The organism is Pseudomonas sp. F(2018) (assembly GCF_005508865.1).
Taxonomy (GTDB): Bacteria; Pseudomonadota; Gammaproteobacteria; order Pseudomonadales; family Pseudomonadaceae; genus Aquipseudomonas.
Genome location: NZ_SCOM01000008.1, coordinates 1 through 16,888 on the forward strand (window position 1 = coordinate 1; position 16,888 = coordinate 16,888).

12 protein-coding genes, 1 tRNA gene and 1 pseudogene are annotated in these 16,888 nt (G+C 60.0%); all 14 read left to right on the top strand.

All coding sequences use genetic code 11. From position 1 onward, the window contains the following. Nucleotides 1-225, top strand: a pseudogene (tuf, locus tag FFS62_RS22675) (elongation factor Tu); the annotation flags it as partial. A 54-nt stretch (nucleotides 226-279) separates the two neighbouring features. Further along, nucleotides 280-355: transfer RNA gene (locus FFS62_RS22680), tRNA-Trp, on the top strand. A 49-nt stretch (nucleotides 356-404) separates the two neighbouring features. Further along, nucleotides 405-773 (top strand): preprotein translocase subunit SecE, encoded by a 369-nt coding sequence (secE, locus tag FFS62_RS22685; protein WP_137975133.1) that lies wholly within the window; start codon nucleotides 405-407, stop codon nucleotides 771-773. 9 nt (nucleotides 774-782) lie between these two features. After that, nucleotides 783-1,316, top strand: coding sequence for a transcription termination/antitermination protein NusG (gene nusG, locus FFS62_RS22690; protein ID WP_021702718.1), 534 nt, complete (start codon nucleotides 783-785; stop codon nucleotides 1,314-1,316). 118 nt (nucleotides 1,317-1,434) lie between these two features. Continuing rightward, nucleotides 1,435-1,866: a 50S ribosomal protein L11 gene (rplK, locus tag FFS62_RS22695; RefSeq protein WP_004373444.1), complete on the top strand. Its 432-nt coding sequence runs from the start codon at nucleotides 1,435-1,437 to the stop codon at nucleotides 1,864-1,866. Further along, nucleotides 1,866-2,561, top strand: a complete 696-nt coding sequence (gene rplA, locus FFS62_RS22700; RefSeq protein WP_137975134.1) for a 50S ribosomal protein L1 — start codon at nucleotides 1,866-1,868, stop codon at nucleotides 2,559-2,561. The genes rplK and rplA overlap by 1 nt, the downstream gene beginning before the upstream one ends. 213 nt (nucleotides 2,562-2,774) lie before the next feature. After that, the gene (rplJ, locus tag FFS62_RS22705) at nucleotides 2,775-3,275 is read left to right on the top strand and encodes a 50S ribosomal protein L10 (RefSeq protein ID WP_137975135.1); all 501 of its coding nucleotides are present in this window, start codon (nucleotides 2,775-2,777) and stop codon (nucleotides 3,273-3,275) included. A 77-nt stretch (nucleotides 3,276-3,352) separates the two neighbouring features. Next, nucleotides 3,353-3,721: a 50S ribosomal protein L7/L12 gene (gene rplL / locus FFS62_RS22710; RefSeq protein ID WP_043310286.1), complete on the top strand. Its 369-nt coding sequence runs from the start codon at nucleotides 3,353-3,355 to the stop codon at nucleotides 3,719-3,721. Between the two features lie 219 nt (nucleotides 3,722-3,940). After that, a complete protein-coding gene (rpoB, locus tag FFS62_RS22715; protein ID WP_137975136.1) occupies nucleotides 3,941-8,014 on the top strand; it encodes a DNA-directed RNA polymerase subunit beta in 4,074 nt (1,357 codons plus the stop codon). A 56-nt stretch (nucleotides 8,015-8,070) separates the two neighbouring features. After that, a complete protein-coding gene (rpoC, locus tag FFS62_RS22720) occupies nucleotides 8,071-12,270 on the top strand; it encodes a DNA-directed RNA polymerase subunit beta' (RefSeq protein ID WP_137975137.1) in 4,200 nt (1,399 codons plus the stop codon). A gap of 156 nt (nucleotides 12,271-12,426) precedes the next feature. Next, nucleotides 12,427-12,798: a 30S ribosomal protein S12 gene (rpsL, locus tag FFS62_RS22725; protein WP_021217014.1), complete on the top strand. Its 372-nt coding sequence runs from the start codon at nucleotides 12,427-12,429 to the stop codon at nucleotides 12,796-12,798. 105 nt (nucleotides 12,799-12,903) lie between these two features. Then, the gene (gene rpsG, locus FFS62_RS22730) at nucleotides 12,904-13,374 is read left to right on the top strand and encodes a 30S ribosomal protein S7 (RefSeq protein WP_021702712.1); all 471 of its coding nucleotides are present in this window, start codon (nucleotides 12,904-12,906) and stop codon (nucleotides 13,372-13,374) included. A gap of 30 nt (nucleotides 13,375-13,404) precedes the next feature. Beyond that, entirely contained in the window at nucleotides 13,405-15,534 is a 2,130-nt protein-coding gene (gene fusA / locus FFS62_RS22735) for an elongation factor G (RefSeq protein WP_137975138.1), read from the top strand. Between the two features lie 30 nt (nucleotides 15,535-15,564). Beyond that, a complete protein-coding gene (tuf, locus tag FFS62_RS22740; protein WP_137975139.1) occupies nucleotides 15,565-16,758 on the top strand; it encodes an elongation factor Tu in 1,194 nt (397 codons plus the stop codon). The last annotated feature ends 130 nt before the right edge of the window (nucleotides 16,759-16,888 follow it).

A 16,888-nucleotide genomic window follows, 5' to 3' on the forward strand; every position in this document is an offset into this window, starting at 1 on the left:
ACCCCGTTCTTCAAGGGCTACCGTCCGCAGTTCTACTTCCGTACCACCGACGTAACCGGTTCGTGCGAACTGCCGGAAGGCGTTGAGATGGTAATGCCGGGCGACAACATCAAAATGGTTGTCACCCTGATCAAGCCGATCGCCATGGACGACGGCCTGCGTTTCGCAATTCGCGAAGGCGGCCGTACCGTTGGTGCCGGCGTGGTTGCCAAGGTCATCGAGTAATCGGTTGATCTGTCTCGGTAAGGTCGGCATAATGGTCGGCCTTACTTCGATTTTAGGCCAGTAGCTCAATTGGCAGAGCGGCGGTCTCCAAAACCGCAGGTTGGGGGTTCGATTCCCTCCTGGCCTGCCAGATTCCTGGATAAAAGTGGATCTGGCGTTTCTTTCGACAGGGTTTTCTCATGAATGCCAAAGCTGAAGCTAAAGACTCCCGCTTTGACGCCCTGAAGTGGCTCGTAGTGGCTGCTCTGGTCGTCGCAGGTGTTGTCGGCAATCAGTATTTCTCGGCTGAACCGCTTCTGTATCGCGTATTGGCTCTGCTGGCGCTGGCCGTAGTGGTCGGTTTCGTCGCGCTGCAGACTGCGAAAGGTCAGGCGTTCTTTGCTCTGGCAAAAGAAGCGCGTATCGAGATTCGCAAGGTTGTCTGGCCGACCCGCCAGGAAACCACACAAACCACGCTGATCGTGGTCGCTGTGGTTCTGGTGATGTCGTTGGTCCTGTGGGGCTTGGATAGCCTGCTGGGCTGGCTTGTTTCGTTGATTGTCGGTTAAGGGTGTCCCGTGGCTAAGCGTTGGTACGTTGTGCATGCTTACTCGGGTTACGAGAAGCATGTCATGCGCTCGCTGATCGAGCGCGTCAAGCTGGCTGGCATGGAAGACGAGTTCGGCGAAATTCTGGTCCCCACCGAAGAAGTGGTGGAGATGCGTAATGGCCAGAAGCGCAAGAGCGAGCGGAAGTTCTTCCCTGGCTATGTGCTGGTTCAGATGGAAATGAACGAGGCGACTTGGCACCTGATCAAGGACACGCCTCGCGTGATGGGCTTCATTGGTGGCACTGCCGACAAGCCGGCGCCGATCACCGAGAAAGAAGCCGACGCCATCCTGCGTCGTGTTGCCGATAGCGGCGACAAGCCGAAGCCGAAGACTCTGTTCGAGCCGGGCGAGACCGTTCGTGTTATCGATGGTCCGTTTGCCGACTTCAATGGTGTCGTCGAAGAAGTTAACTACGAGAAGAGCCGGATCCAAGTGGCCGTGCTTATTTTCGGTCGCTCCACGCCGGTGGAGCTGGAGTTCAGTCAGGTCGAGAAGGCATAACTGGACAATGCATCCCGAACCCCGCAGCCGCTGGCTGTGGGGTTTTGTCGTCACTGGGATAAATGCGTACTAACCGGGGAGCCTCAGTGAGGCGTCTGACCCGATATTGGAGTAGCTCATGGCTAAGAAGATTCAGGCTTACATCAAGCTGCAAGTAAAGGCCGGCCAGGCCAACCCGTCGCCACCCGTCGGCCCCGCTCTGGGTCAGCACGGCGTGAACATCATGGAATTCTGCAAGGCGTTCAACGCCAAGACCCAGGGCATGGAGCCTGGTCTGCCGACTCCTGTGATCATCACCGTTTACAGCGACCGCAGCTTCACCTTTGAAACCAAAAGCACCCCGGCTTCGGTTCTGCTGAAGAAGGCTGCCGGCCTGACCAGCGGTTCCGCTCGTCCGAACACCGTCAAAGTTGGCACCGTTACCCGTGCTCAGCTGGAAGAGATCGCCAAGACCAAGCAGGCCGATCTGACCGCCGCTGACCTGGATGCGGCCGTGCGTACCATCGCCGGCTCCGCTCGTAGCATGGGCCTGAACGTGGAGGGTGTGTAATGGCTAAGGTAACCAAGCGTCAGAAGGCTATCGCCGAGAAGATCGAAGCCGGCAAGGCTTACAACTTCGAAGAGGCCGCCAAGCTGCTGGCCGAGCTGTCCACCGTCAAGTTCACCGAGTCCTTCGACGTCTCCGTGAACCTGGGCGTAGACCCGCGTAAATCCGACCAGGTCGTGCGTGGCGCCACCGTGCTGCCGAACGGCACTGGCAAGACCGTCCGCGTTGCCGTGTTCACCCAGGGCCCGGGCGCTGAGGCTGCTCTGGCTGCCGGCGCTGACAAGGTCGGTATGGACGAACTGGCTGCCGAAATGAAAGCCGGCGACCTGAACTACGACGTGGTCATCGCTTCCCCGGACGCCATGCGCGTTGTTGGTCAGCTGGGCCAGGTCCTCGGTCCGCGCGGTCTGATGCCGAACCCGAAAGTCGGCACCGTGACTCCGGACGTGGCTACCGCCGTGAAGAACGCCAAGGCCGGTCAGGTGCGTTTCCGTACCGACAAGAACGGCATCATCCACACCTCTGTTGGCAAGGTCGGCTTCGAAGCCGCCGCGCTGAAGCAGAACGTGGAAGCCCTGCTGTCCGACCTGAAGCGTCTGAAGCCGTCCACCTCCAAAGGTGTGTACGTCAAGCGCGTGACCCTGAGCACCACCATGGGTCCGGGTCTGGTCATCGATCAGGCTTCCCTGGAAGCGTAAGTGATTTGGCCGACGGACTTGTCCGTCGGCCTGAAAGATTGGGGTCCCTGCCTGGCGGGGGCTATCCAAGACCGTAGGCGGCGCAAGCCTTAAACCCGGAGAGCGATCTCCACAAGCCTACGCAGATGGTGCTCCCGGTTCCTTACCGAATCAGACACCAAAACGACACCTGGTTTCGATCAGGTGAAACGGTAACAAGCAGGAGTTTTACCCGTGGCAATTAAACTCGAAGACAAGAAGGCCATCGTCGCTGAAGTCAACGAGGCTGCCAAAGTCGCCCTGTCCGCTGTTGTGGCTGATGCCCGCGGTGTGACTGTTGGCGCTATGACCGGACTCCGTAAAGAGGCTCGTGAAGCTGGTGTGTACGTGAAAGTCGTACGTAACACCCTGCTCAAGCGTGCAGTTGCTGATACTGAGTACAGTATCCTCAACGACGTCTTCGCCGGCCCGACCTTGATCGCTTTCTCCAACGAGCACCCGGGCGCTGCTGCCCGTCTGTTCAAAGAGTTCGCTAAAGGTAACGACAAGTTCGAGATCAAGGCAGCTGCGTTCGAGGGCAAGTTCCTCGCAGCAAACCAGATCGACGTACTGGCAACTCTGCCGACCTACGACGAAGCCATTTCGCAGCTGATGAGCGTGATTCAAGGCGCTACCAGCAAGCTGGCTCGTACTCTGGCGGCCGTTCGCGACCAGAAAGAAGCTGCCGCCGCCTGAGGCGCGGAAGTACCTTTCAAATCATATGTTTAATTTGATGGCTGCGTAGGCTGTCACCCCAATACAGGATTTAAGTCATGTCTCTGACTAACGAGCAAATCATCGAAGCCATCGGCCAGAAAACCGTTCTGGAAGTTGTTGAGCTGATCAAGGCAATGGAAGAGAAGTTCGGCGTTACCGCCGCTGCTGCCACCGTTGCTGCTGCTGGCCCGGCTGCTGCCGCTGCTGAAGAGCAGACCGAGTTCAACGTTGTTCTGGCCGAAGCCGGCGACAAGAAAGTCAACGTGATCAAGGCTGTTCGCGAGCTGACCGGTCTGGGTCTGAAAGAAGCCAAAGAGAAAGTCGACACCGCTCCGCAAGTCATCGCCGAAGGCCTGACCAAGGAAGCTGCTGAAGACGCCAAGAAGAAGCTGGAAGAAGCTGGCGCCAAAGTCGAGCTCAAGTAAGCGACGACCTTGCGTCTACAGCCCGAGCGTTAAGCGAAAGGCTGATGGCTGGTGGCTAATGCCACCGGCCTTTTTCCGTTATGGGCGGAGTTCGAATGAGCTCTGTCCATGGCGTGAAAACCCCGCCCGAGGGCGGCGCAAACCAAGGGTTTGCACGATTTTCTGGTCGTTGCCGTCGGCAGCGGCCAAACAAGCAGGTGACCAAGCTGGGGAACGCTGATGGCTTACTCATACACTGAGAAAAAACGTATCCGCAAGGACTTTAGCAAGTTGCCGGATGTGATGGATGTGCCGTATCTCCTGGCCATCCAGCTGGATTCGTATCGCGAATTCCTGCAGCAAGGAGTGAGCAAGGAGCAGTTCCGCGACGTTGGCCTGCATGCGGCCTTCAAGTCCGTATTCCCGATCATCAGCTACTCCGGCAACGCCGCTCTCGAGTACGTTGGCTACCGCCTGGGCGAGCCCGCGTTCGACGTCAAAGAGTGCGTGCTGCGTGGCGTGACCTTCGCCGTGCCGCTGCGGGTCAAAGTCCGTCTGATCATCTTCGACAAAGAATCGTCGAACAAAGCGATCAAGGACATCAAAGAGCAAGAAGTGTACATGGGCGAAATTCCGCTCATGACCGAGAACGGTACCTTCATCATCAACGGTACCGAGCGTGTGATCGTCTCCCAGCTGCACCGCTCCCCGGGTGTGTTCTTCGACCACGACCGTGGCAAGACCCACAGCTCCGGCAAGCTGCTGTACTCCGCGCGTATCATCCCCTACCGCGGTTCCTGGCTGGACTTCGAGTTCGATCCGAAGGACGCCGTGTTCGTCCGTATCGACCGTCGCCGCAAGCTGCCGGCTTCCGTCCTGCTGCGCGCCTTGGGCTACAGCACCGAGGAAGTGCTGGACACCTTCTATGACACCAACGTCTTCCATGTGAAGGGCGAGACCCTGAACCTGGAACTGGTGCCGCAGCGTCTGCGTGGCGAGATCGCCGCGTTCGACATCAAGGACGAGAAGGGCAAGGTCATCGTTGAGCAGGGCCGCCGTATCACCGCGCGCCACATCAACCAGATCGACAAGGCCGGCATCAAAGAGCTGGAAGTTCCGCTCGACTACCTGCTGGGCCGCACCACCGCCAAGGCCATCGTGCACCCGGCCACCGGCGAGATCGTTGCCGAGTGCAACACCGAGATGACCACCGACCTGCTGGCCAAGATCGTCAAGGCCCAGGTGGTCCGCATCGAGACCCTGTACACCAACGACATCGATTGCGGTCCGTTCATCTCCGACACGCTGAAGATCGACTCCACCGGCAACCAGCTGGAAGCCCTGGTCGAGATCTACCGCATGATGCGTCCTGGCGAGCCGCCAACCAAGGATGCCGCCGAGACCCTGTTCAACAACCTGTTCTTCAGCGCCGAGCGTTACGATCTGTCCGCCGTCGGCCGCATGAAGTTCAACCGTCGTATCGGTCGCACCGAGATCGAAGGCTCCGGCGTTCTCTCCAAGGAAGACATCGTCGACGTTCTGAAGACCCTGGTCGACATCCGTAACGGCAAGGGCATCGTCGACGACATCGATCACCTGGGTAACCGTCGCGTACGTTGCGTCGGCGAGATGGCCGAGAACCAGTTCCGCGTTGGCCTGGTCCGCGTCGAGCGCGCGGTCAAAGAGCGTCTGTCGATGGCCGAAAGCGAAGGCCTGATGCCGCAGGACCTGATCAACGCCAAGCCGGTTGCGGCGGCGGTGAAGGAGTTCTTCGGTTCCAGCCAGCTCTCCCAGTTCATGGACCAGAACAACCCGCTCTCCGAGATCACCCACAAGCGCCGCGTCTCCGCACTCGGCCCGGGCGGTCTGACCCGTGAGCGCGCCGGCTTTGAAGTCCGCGACGTACACCCGACCCACTACGGCCGCGTGTGCCCGATCGAGACCCCTGAAGGTCCGAACATCGGTCTGATCAACTCCCTGGCCGCCTATGCCCGCACCAACCAGTACGGCTTCCTGGAAAGCCCGTACCGCGTGGTGAAGGACACCAAGGTCACCGACGAGATCGTGTTCCTGTCCGCCATCGAAGAGGCCGATCACGTGATCGCCCAGGCTTCGGCGACCATGAACGCCAAGGGCCAGTTGGTCGATGAGCTGGTGGCTGTGCGTCACCTCAACGAGTTCACCGTCAAGGCGCCGGAAGACGTGACCCTGATGGACGTTTCGCCGAAGCAGGTTGTTTCCGTCGCTGCCTCGCTGATTCCGTTCCTCGAGCACGACGACGCCAACCGTGCACTCATGGGCTCTAACATGCAGCGTCAGGCTGTACCGACCCTGCGCGCCGACAAGCCGCTGGTAGGTACCGGTATGGAGCGCAACGTCGCCCGTGACTCCGGCGTCTGCGTCGTGGCCCGTCGCGGTGGTGTGATCGACTCCGTCGACGCCAGCCGCATCGTGGTACGTGTTGCCGATGACGAAGTGGAAACCGGTGAAGCCGGTGTCGACATCTACAACCTGACCAAGTACACCCGCTCCAACCAGAACACCTGCATCAACCAGCGTCCGCTGGTCAGCAAGGGTGACGTGGTGGCGCGTGGCGACATCATGGCCGACGGCCCGTCCACCGACATGGGTGAACTGGCGCTGGGTCAGAACATGCGCGTCGCGTTCATGCCGTGGAACGGCTTCAACTTCGAAGACTCCATCTGCCTGTCCGAGCGCGTGGTCCAGGAAGACCGCTTCACCACGATCCACATCCAGGAACTGACCTGCGTGGCGCGTGACACCAAGCTCGGCCCAGAGGAAATCACCGCGGACATCCCGAACGTGGGTGAGGCTGCGCTGAACAAGCTGGACGAAGCCGGTATCGTTTACGTCGGCGCCGAAGTCATGGCCGGCGACATCCTGGTCGGCAAGGTCACCCCGAAAGGCGAGACCCAGCTGACTCCGGAAGAAAAACTGCTGCGTGCGATCTTCGGTGAGAAGGCCAGCGACGTTAAGGACACCTCCCTGCGCGTGCCGACCGGCACCAAGGGCACCGTCATCGACGTCCAGGTCTTCACCCGTGACGGCGTGGAGCGCGACAGCCGCGCCCTGGCCATCGAGAAGCAGCAGCTCGACGAGATCCGCAAGGACCTCAACGAAGAGTTCCGCATCGTCGAAGGCGCCACCTTCGAGCGTCTGCGTTCCGCCCTGGTCGGTGCCAAGGCCGAAGGCGGCGCTGGCCTGAAGAAAGGCACCGCGATCACCGACGAGTACCTCGACGGTCTGGAGCGTGGCCAGTGGTTCAAGCTGCGCATGGCTGACGACGCTCTGAACGAGCAGCTGGAGAAGGCCCAGGCCTACATCAGCGATCGTCGCCAGATGCTCGACGACAAGTTCGAAGACAAGAAGCGCAAGCTGCAGCAGGGCGACGACCTGGCGCCGGGCGTACTGAAGATCGTCAAGGTCTACCTGGCCATCAAGCGCCGCATCCAGCCGGGCGACAAGATGGCCGGTCGTCACGGTAACAAGGGTGTGGTCTCGGTGATCATGCCGGTCGAAGACATGCCGCACGATGCCAATGGCACCCCGGTCGACATCGTCCTCAACCCGCTGGGCGTACCTTCGCGTATGAACGTCGGTCAGATCCTCGAAACCCACCTGGGCTTGGCGGCCAAGGGCCTGGGCGAGAAGATCAACCGCATGCTCGAAGAGCAGCGCAAGATCGCCGAACTGCGCAAGTTCCTCAACGAGATCTACAACGAGATCGGCGGTCGCCAGGAAAGCCTGAACGAGTTCTCGGACACCGAGATCCTCGAGCTGGCGAAGAACCTGAAGGGCGGCGTTCCGATGGCTACCGCCGTGTTCGACGGTGCCAAGGAAACCGAGATCAAGGCCATGCTGAAGCTGGCCGATCTGCCGGAAAGCGGTCAGATGCGTCTGTTCGACGGTCGTACCGGTAACCAGTTCGAGCGTCCGACCACCGTCGGCTACATGTACATGCTCAAGCTGAACCACCTGGTCGACGACAAGATGCACGCTCGTTCCACCGGTTCCTACAGCCTGGTTACCCAGCAGCCGCTGGGTGGTAAGGCGCAGTTCGGTGGTCAGCGCTTCGGTGAGATGGAGGTCTGGGCACTGGAAGCCTACGGCGCCGCCTACACCCTGCAGGAAATGCTGACCGTGAAGTCGGACGACGTGAACGGCCGAACCAAGATGTACAAGAACATCGTGGACGGCGATCACCGCATGGAGGCCGGCATGCCCGAGTCCTTCAACGTGTTGATCAAAGAGATCCGCTCGCTCGGTATCGACATCGAACTGGAAACCGAATAACACGCCTTGCTGCGGCCGCACCGTCGGCCGCAGCAGGTCCGTGAGGAGGAAAGGCCTTGAAAGACTTGCTGAATCTGTTGAAAAACCAGGGTCAGGTTGAAGAGTTCGATGCGATCCGTATCGGTCTGGCTTCGCCTGAGATGATCCGTTCCTGGTCTTTCGGTGAAGTGAAAAAACCGGAAACCATCAACTACCGTACCTTCAAGCCCGAGCGTGACGGCCTGTTCTGCGCCAAGATCTTTGGCCCGGTCAAGGACTACGAGTGCCTGTGCGGTAAGTACAAGCGCCTCAAGCACCGCGGCGTGATCTGCGAGAAGTGCGGCGTGGAAGTGGCCCTGGCCAAGGTCCGTCGTGAGCGCATGGCGCACATCGAACTGGCCTCGCCGGTCGCCCACATCTGGTTCCTGAAGTCCCTGCCGTCCCGTATCGGCCTGCTGCTGGACATGACCCTGCGTGACATCGAACGCGTGCTCTATTTCGAGAGCTACGTGGTGATCGATCCGGGCATGACCACCCTGGAGAAGGGTCAGCTGCTGAACGACGAGCAGTACTTCGAAGCCCTCGAAGAGTTCGGTGACGACTTCGACGCGCGCATGGGCGCCGAGGCCGTTCGCGAGCTGCTCAACGCCATCGACCTGGATCATGAGATCGGCCGCCTGCGCGAAGAGATTCCGCAGACCAACTCCGAGACCAAGATCAAGAAGCTGTCCAAGCGCCTGAAGCTGATGGAAGCCTTCAAGGACTCCGGCAACCACCCGGAGTGGATGGTCCTGACCGTTCTGCCGGTACTGCCGCCGGACCTGCGTCCGCTGGTCCCGCTGGATGGTGGCCGCTTCGCGACTTCCGATCTCAACGATCTGTATCGCCGCGTGATCAACCGTAACAACCGTCTGAAGCGCCTGCTCGACCTGGCCGCTCCGGACATCATCGTGCGCAACGAAAAGCGCATGCTGCAGGAAGCGGTCGACGCCCTGCTGGACAACGGCCGTCGCGGTCGCGCCATCACCGGCTCGAACAAGCGTCCGCTGAAGTCCCTGGCCGACATGATCAAAGGTAAGCAAGGTCGCTTCCGTCAGAACCTGCTCGGTAAGCGCGTGGACTACTCCGGTCGTTCCGTGATCACCGTGGGCCCGACCCTGCGTCTGCACCAGTGCGGTCTGCCGAAGAAGATGGCCCTCGAGCTGTTCAAGCCGTTCATCTTCGGCAAGCTCGAAGCCCGCGGCATGGCCACCACCATCAAGGCGGCCAAGAAGATGGTCGAGCGCGAACTGCCCGAGGTCTGGGACGTTCTCGCCGAAGTCATCCGCGAACATCCCGTGCTGCTCAACCGCGCACCGACCCTGCACCGTCTGGGCATCCAGGCGTTCGAGCCGGTTCTGATCGAAGGTAAAGCCATCCAGCTGCACCCGCTGGTCTGTGCCGCGTACAACGCTGACTTCGACGGTGACCAGATGGCCGTGCACGTTCCGCTGACCCTCGAGGCCCAGCTGGAAGCCCGCGCGCTGATGATGTCCACCAACAACGTGTTGTCGCCCGCCAACGGCGAGCCGATCATCGTGCCGTCCCAGGACGTGGTTCTGGGTCTGTACTACATGACCCGCGAAGCCGTTAACGCCAAAGGCGAAGGTCGCGTATTCGCCGACCTGCAGGAAGTCGACCGCGTGTTCCGCGCCGGCGAGGCCTCCCTGCACGCCAAGGTCAAGGTGCGCATCAACGAGACCGTCAAGCAGAAGGACGGCAGCCTGGTCAAGAACACCCGCATCGTCGACACCACCGTCGGCCGCGCGCTGCTGTTCCAGATCGTACCGGCCGGCCTGTCCTATGACGTGGTCAACCAGTCGATGAAGAAGAAGGCGATCTCCCGTCTGATCAACCAGTGCTACCGCACCGTGGGTCTGAAGGACACCGTGATCTTCGCCGACCAGCTGATGTACACCGGTTTCGCCTACTCGACCATCTCCGGTGTGTCGATCGGCGTGAACGACTTCGTCATCCCGGACGAGAAGGCGCGCATCATCGACGCCGCCACCGAGGAAGTGAAGGAAATCGAATCGCAGTACGCCTCCGGCCTGGTTACCCAGGGCGAGAAGTACAACAAGGTGATCGACCTCTGGTCCAAGGCCAACGACGAAGTGTCCAAGGCGATGATGGCCAACCTCTCGAAAGAGAAGGTCGTCGACCGCGAAGGCAAGGAAGTCGACCAGGAGTCCTTCAACTCCATGTACATGATGGCGGACTCCGGTGCTCGTGGTAGCGCTGCCCAGATCCGTCAGCTGGCCGGTATGCGTGGTCTGATGGCCAAGCCGGACGGCTCCATCATCGAGACCCCGATCACCGCGAACTTCCGTGAAGGCCTGAACGTACTGCAGTACTTCATCTCCACTCACGGTGCTCGTAAAGGTCTGGCGGATACCGCACTGAAGACCGCGAACTCCGGTTACCTGACCCGTCGCCTGGTCGACGTGGCCCAGGACCTGGTGGTGACCGAAGTCGACTGCGGCACCGAACACGGTCTGCTGATGACTCCGCACATCGAAGGCGGCGACGTGGTCGAGCCGCTCGGTGAGCGCGTACTCGGCCGTGTGATCGCCAAGGACGTGCCTAAGCCGGGCAGCGATGAAATCATCGTTCCGGCCGGTACCCTGGTCGACGAGCAGTGGGTCGAGTTCATCGAGCGCAACAGCATCGACGAAGTGATCGTGCGTTCGCCGATCACCTGCGAAACCCGCTATGGCATCTGCGCCAAGTGCTACGGCCGCGATCTGGCCCGTGGTCACCAGGTCAACATCGGTGAAGCGGTCGGCGTCATCGCCGCCCAGTCCATCGGTGAGCCGGGTACCCAGCTGACCATGCGTACGTTCCACATCGGTGGTGCTGCCAGCCGTACTTCGGCTGCCGACAACGTCCAGGTGAAGAACGGTGGTGCGATCCGCCTGCACAACCTGAAGCACGTCGAGCGTGCCGACGGCAACCTGGTGGCCGTGTCCCGTTCCGGCGAGCTGGCCGTGGCCGACGAATTCGGTCGCGAGCGCGAGCGCTACAAGCTGCCGTACGGTGCCGTGATTTCCGTGAAGGAAGGCGACAAGGTCGACGCTGGCGCCATCGTCGCCAAGTGGGACCCGCATACCCACCCGATCGTGACCGAAATGAAGGGTACCGTGACCTTCGTCGGCATGGAGGAAGGCATCACCATCAAGCGCCAGACCGACGAACTGACCGGTCTGACCAACATCGAAGTCCTCGATCCGAAGGATCGTCCGGCTGCTGGCAAGGACATTCGTCCGGCGATCAAGATGGTCGACGCCAATGGCAAGGAACTGCTGCTGCCGGGTACCGACGTACCGGCCCAGTACTTCCTGCCGGCCAACGCCCTGGTCGGCGTGGCTGACGGTGCGCAGATCGGTGTCGGTGACGTTATCGCCCGTATCCCGCAGGAAACCTCGAAGACCCGCGACATCACCGGTGGTCTGCCGCGCGTTGCCGACCTGTTCGAAGCCCGTCGTCCGAAAGAGGCTTCGATCCTTGCGGAAATCAGCGGCACCATCTCGTTCGGCAAGGAGACCAAGGGCAAGCGCCGTCTGGTCATCACCCCGACCGATGGCAGCGATCCGTACGAGGAGCTGATTCCGAAGTGGCGTCACCTGAACGTCTTCGAAGGCGAACAAGTGAACCGCGGCGAAGTCATCTCCGACGGCCCGAGCGATCCGCACGACATCCTGCGTCTGCTGGGTGTCAGCGCGCTGGCCAAGTACATCGTCAACGAGATCCAGGACGTTTACCGTCTGCAGGGCGTGAAGATCAACGACAAGCACATCGAGACCATTCTGCGTCAGATGCTGCGCAAGGTTGAGATCAGCGAATCCGGCGACTCCAGCTTCATCAAGGGCGACCAGATGGAACTGACCCACGTCCTGGGCGAGAACGAAGTGCTGGCCGGCGAAGACAAGTTCATCGCCAAGTTCGAGCGCGTTCTGCTGGGTATCACCAAGGCTTCGCTGTCCACCGAATCGTTCATCTCCGCGGCTTCCTTCCAGGAAACCACCCGCGTGCTGACCGAAGCGGCCGTGACCGGCAAGCGCGACTACCTGCGCGGCCTGAAGGAGAACGTTGTTGTGGGTCGTCTGATCCCGGCCGGTACCGGCCTGGCCTACCACAGCGAGCGTAAGCGTCGTCGTGACGCCGACAAGCCTCAGCGCGTGAGCGCTAGCGAGGTCGAAGCGGCTCTGACCGAAGCGCTGAACTCCAGCGGCAACTGATCGGATAAGGCCCCGGGCGAGCAATCGCCCGGGGCCTTGTCTTGACTGGGGGCGTGTGTCTCTTTAGACTCATGCACCCCTAAATTTGGCAGGGCGACTAGCTCTGCCATTTTGCTTTAGGGCAATAGCGTCGAAAGACAACAGTGGAGCTTATAGATGGCAACTATCAACCAGCTGGTACGCCAGCCGCGCAAGCGTATCGTCGAGAAGAGCGACGTGCCTGCGCTGCAGAACTGCCCGCAGCGCCGTGGCGTGTGCACTCGCGTGTACACCACCACGCCGAAGAAACCGAACTCCGCACTGCGTAAAGTGTGCCGTGTTCGTCTGACCAACGGTTTTGAAGTCACCTCCTACATCGGCGGTGAAGGTCACAACCTGCAAGAGCACAGCGTCGTGCTGATCCGTGGCGGTCGTGTAAAAGACCTTCCGGGTGTGCGCTACCACACTGTTCGCGGTTCGCTGGACACCACCGGTGTCAAAGACCGTAAGCAGGGTCGCTCGAAGTACGGTACCAAGCGTCCGAAGTAATTCGGTCTGCCATTTTTCTATTTATTGAGTCGATAAGAGTAAGGTCGGGCGTAACCCAATGGTTATTGGTCCCGGGCTAACCTGAAGACCGTTTGAGGGCTTATCATGCCAAGACGTCGTGTAGCAGCTAAGCGTGAGATTTTGGACGATCCGAAATACGGAAGCCTGATTCTCGCCAAGTTCATGAACCACGTGATGGAAAGCGGTAAAAAGGCCGTGGCCGAGCGCATCGTTTACGGTGCTCTGGAAACCGTCAAAACCCGCAAGAACAGCGATCCCCTGGAGATCTTCGAGAAAGCTCTCGACGCCATCGCTCCGCTGGTCGAAGTAAAGTCCCGCCGTGTAGGCGGTGCTACCTACCAGGTTCCGGTCGAAGTTCGTCCGTCCCGTCGTAATGCTCTGGCCATGCGTTGGCTGGTAGAAAGCGCGCGCAAGCGTGGTGAGAAGTCCATGGCCCTGCGCCTGGCTGGTGAGCTGCTGGATGCCTTCGAAGGCAAAGGCGCTGCTGTCAAGAAGCGTGAAGACGTGCACCGTATGGCCGAGGCCAACAAAGCGTTCTCGCACTACCGCTTCTAATTACGGCTTCCATTCTTTTGCGAGGGCTTTATGGCTCGTAACACAGCAATTAACCGCTACCGGAACATTGGTATCTGCGCCCACGTTGACGCGGGCAAGACCACCACTACCGAGCGGATCCTGTTCTACACAGGTCTCAGCCACAAGATGGGTGAGGTGCATGACGGCGCTGCCACTACCGACTGGATGGTGCAGGAGCAGGAGCGTGGTATCACCATTACCTCCGCTGCCATCACCACCTTCTGGGAAGGTTCGCGTGGTCAGTACGACAAGTACCGCGTAAACGTCATCGATACCCCCGGCCACGTAGACTTCACCATTGAAGTTGAGCGCTCTCTGCGCGTGCTGGACGGTGCTGTCGTGGTGTTCTGCGGCACTTCTGGCGTTGAGCCGCAGTCCGAAACCGTATGGCGTCAGGCCAACAAGTACGGCGTTCCGCGTATCGTCTACGTAAACAAGATGGACCGCGCCGGTGCCAACTTCCTGCGCGTCGTCGGTCAGATCAAGCAGCGTCTGGGCCACACTCCGGTCCCGGTTCAGCTGGCCATCGGCGCGGAAGACGACTTCCAGGGCCAGATCGACCTGCTGAAGATGAAGGCGATCTACTGGAACGAAGACGACAAGGGCACCAGCTACCGCGAGGAAGAGATTCCTGCCGAGCTGCTTGACCTGGCCAACGAGTGGCGCTCGAACATGGTTGAGGCTGCCGCCGAAGCCAGCGAAGAGCTGATGAACAAGTACCTGGAGGAGGGCGAGCTGTCGATCGAAGAGATCAAGGCCGGCCTGCGTCAGCGTACCATCGCCTGCGAAATCGTTCCGGCCGTTTGCGGTTCCTCGTTCAAGAACAAGGGCGTGCCCCTGGTTCTCGACGCCGTGATCGACTTCCTGCCTGCTCCGACCGAGATCCCGGCGATCAAGGGTATCCACCCTGACCTGGTCGACACTCCGAAGGAAGAGATCACTGACGCGCAGTACGACGAGCGTCATGCTGACGATGCGGAGCCGTTCTCCGCTCTGGCGTTCAAGATCGCTACCGACCCGTTCGTAGGTACTCTGACCTTCGTTCGCGTCTACTCGGGCGTGCTGAACTCCGGTGACTCGGTGATCAACTCGGTCAAGGGCAAGAAAGAGCGCGTTGGTCGTATGGTGCAGATGCACGCCAACCAGCGTGACGAGATCAAAGAAGTGCGCGCTGGTGACATCGCTGCTCTGATCGGCATGAAGGACGTCACCACTGGTGAAACCCTGTGCGATCCGGACAAGCCGATCATCCTCGAGCGTATGGACTTCCCGGAGCCGGTAATCTCGGTAGCTGTAGAGCCGAAGACCAAGGCTGACCAGGAGAAGATGGGTATCGCTCTGGGCAAGCTGGCCCAGGAAGACCCGTCGTTCCGCGTCAAGACCGACGAAGAAACCGGCCAGACCATCATCTCCGGTATGGGTGAACTGCACCTGGACATCCTGGTCGACCGTATGCGTCGCGAATTCAACGTCGAGGCCAACATCGGTAAGCCGCAGGTTTCCTACCGCGAGAAGATCACCAAGAACTGTGAGATCGAAGGCAAGTTCGTTCGCCAGTCCGGTGGTCGCGGTCAGTTCGGTCACTGCTGGATTCGCTTCGCGCCGGCTGACGAAGGTCAGGAAGGTCTGGTATTCGTCAACGAAGTCGTGGGCGGTGTGGTTCCGAAGGAATACATCCCGGCCATCCAGAAGGGCATCGAAGAGCAGATGAAGAACGGCGTTGTTGCCGGCTATCCGCTGATCGGCCTGAAGGCGACCGTGTTCGATGGTTCCTACCATGACGTCGACTCCAACGAGATGGCGTTCAAGGTGGCCGCCTCCATGGCGACCAAGCAGCTCGCTCAGAAGGGCGGCGGTGTTGTGCTTGAGCCGATCATGAAGGTCGAAGTGGTAACCCCTGAGGACTACATGGGTGACGTGATGGGTGACCTGAACCGTCGTCGTGGTCTGATCCAGGGTATGGAAGACACGGTTTCCGGCAAGGTGATCCGTGCTGAGGTTCCGCTGGGCGAGATGTTCGGTTACGCGACCGACGTGCGTTCCATGTCCCAGGGTCGCGCAAGCTACTCCATGGAATTCTCCAAATACTCCGAAGCTCCGTCGAACATCGTCGAAGCACTGGTTAAAAAACAAGGCTGATTCAGCCCTTTAGGCAAGAGGTTCACTGTCGTGGCTAAAGAAAAATTCGAACGTAACAAACCGCACGTCAACGTTGGCACCATCGGTCACGTTGACCACGGTAAAACCACTCTGACCGCTGCTCTGACCCGCGTCTGCTCCGAAGTATTCGGTTCGGCCAAGGTCGACTTCGACAAGATCGACTCCGCTCCGGAAGAGAAAGCTCGCGGTATCACCATCAACACCGCTCACGTTGAGTACGACTCGGCCGTTCGCCACTACGCGCACGTTGACTGCCCGGGCCACGCCGACTACGTGAAGAACATGATCACCGGTGCTGCCCAGATGGACGGCGCGATCCTGGTTTGCTCGGCCGCCGATGGCCCGATGCCGCAGACCCGCGAGCACATCCTGCTGTCCCGTCAGGTGGGTGTTCCTTACATCGTTGTCTTCCTGAACAAGGCTGACATGGTGGACGACGCCGAGCTGCTGGAGCTGGTCGAGATGGAAGTTCGTGACCTGCTGTCCACCTACGACTTCCCGGGCGACGACACTCCGATCATCATCGGTTCCGCTCTGATGGCTCTGAACGGCCAAGACGACAACGAAATGGGTACCAGCGCTGTTAAGAAGCTGGTCGAGACTCTGGATGCCTACATCCCTGAGCCGGTTCGTGCCATCGACATGCCGTTCCTGATGCCGATCGAAGACGTGTTCTCCATCTCCGGCCGCGGTACCGTGGTAACCGGTCGTGTTGAGCGCGGCATCGTCAAGATCCAGGAAGAAATCGAGATCGTTGGTCTGCGTGACACCACCAAGACCACCTGCACCGGCGTTGAAATGTTCCGCAAGCTGCTCGACGAAGGTCGTGCTGGCGAGAACTGCGGCGTTCTGCTGCGCGGCACCAAGCGTGACGACGTAGAGCGTGGTCAGGTTCTGGCCAAGCCGGGCACCATCAAGCCGCACACCAAGTTCGAAGCTGAAGTGTACGTTCTGTCCAAAGAAGAAGGTGGTCGTCACACCCCGTTCTTCAAGGGCTACCGTCCGCAGTTCTACTTCCGTACCACCGACGTAACCGGTTCGTGCGAACTGCCGGAAGGCGTTGAGATGGTAATGCCGGGCGACAACATCAAGATGGTTGTCACCCTGATCAAGCCGATCGCCATGGACGACGGCCTGCGTTTCGCAATTCGCGAAGGCGGCCGTACCGTTGGTGCCGGCGTGGTTGCCAAAGTCATCGAGTAATCGACGGCTGTTGAGGAAAAGGGCCCTTCGGGGCCCTTTTTTCTTTGTGATTGGTTAAAAGTTGACACCCCCAGGGGGCATCCGTACAATCACGCCTCCTTTTAACGGGCGTAGTCCGTCCGTTGGGGAA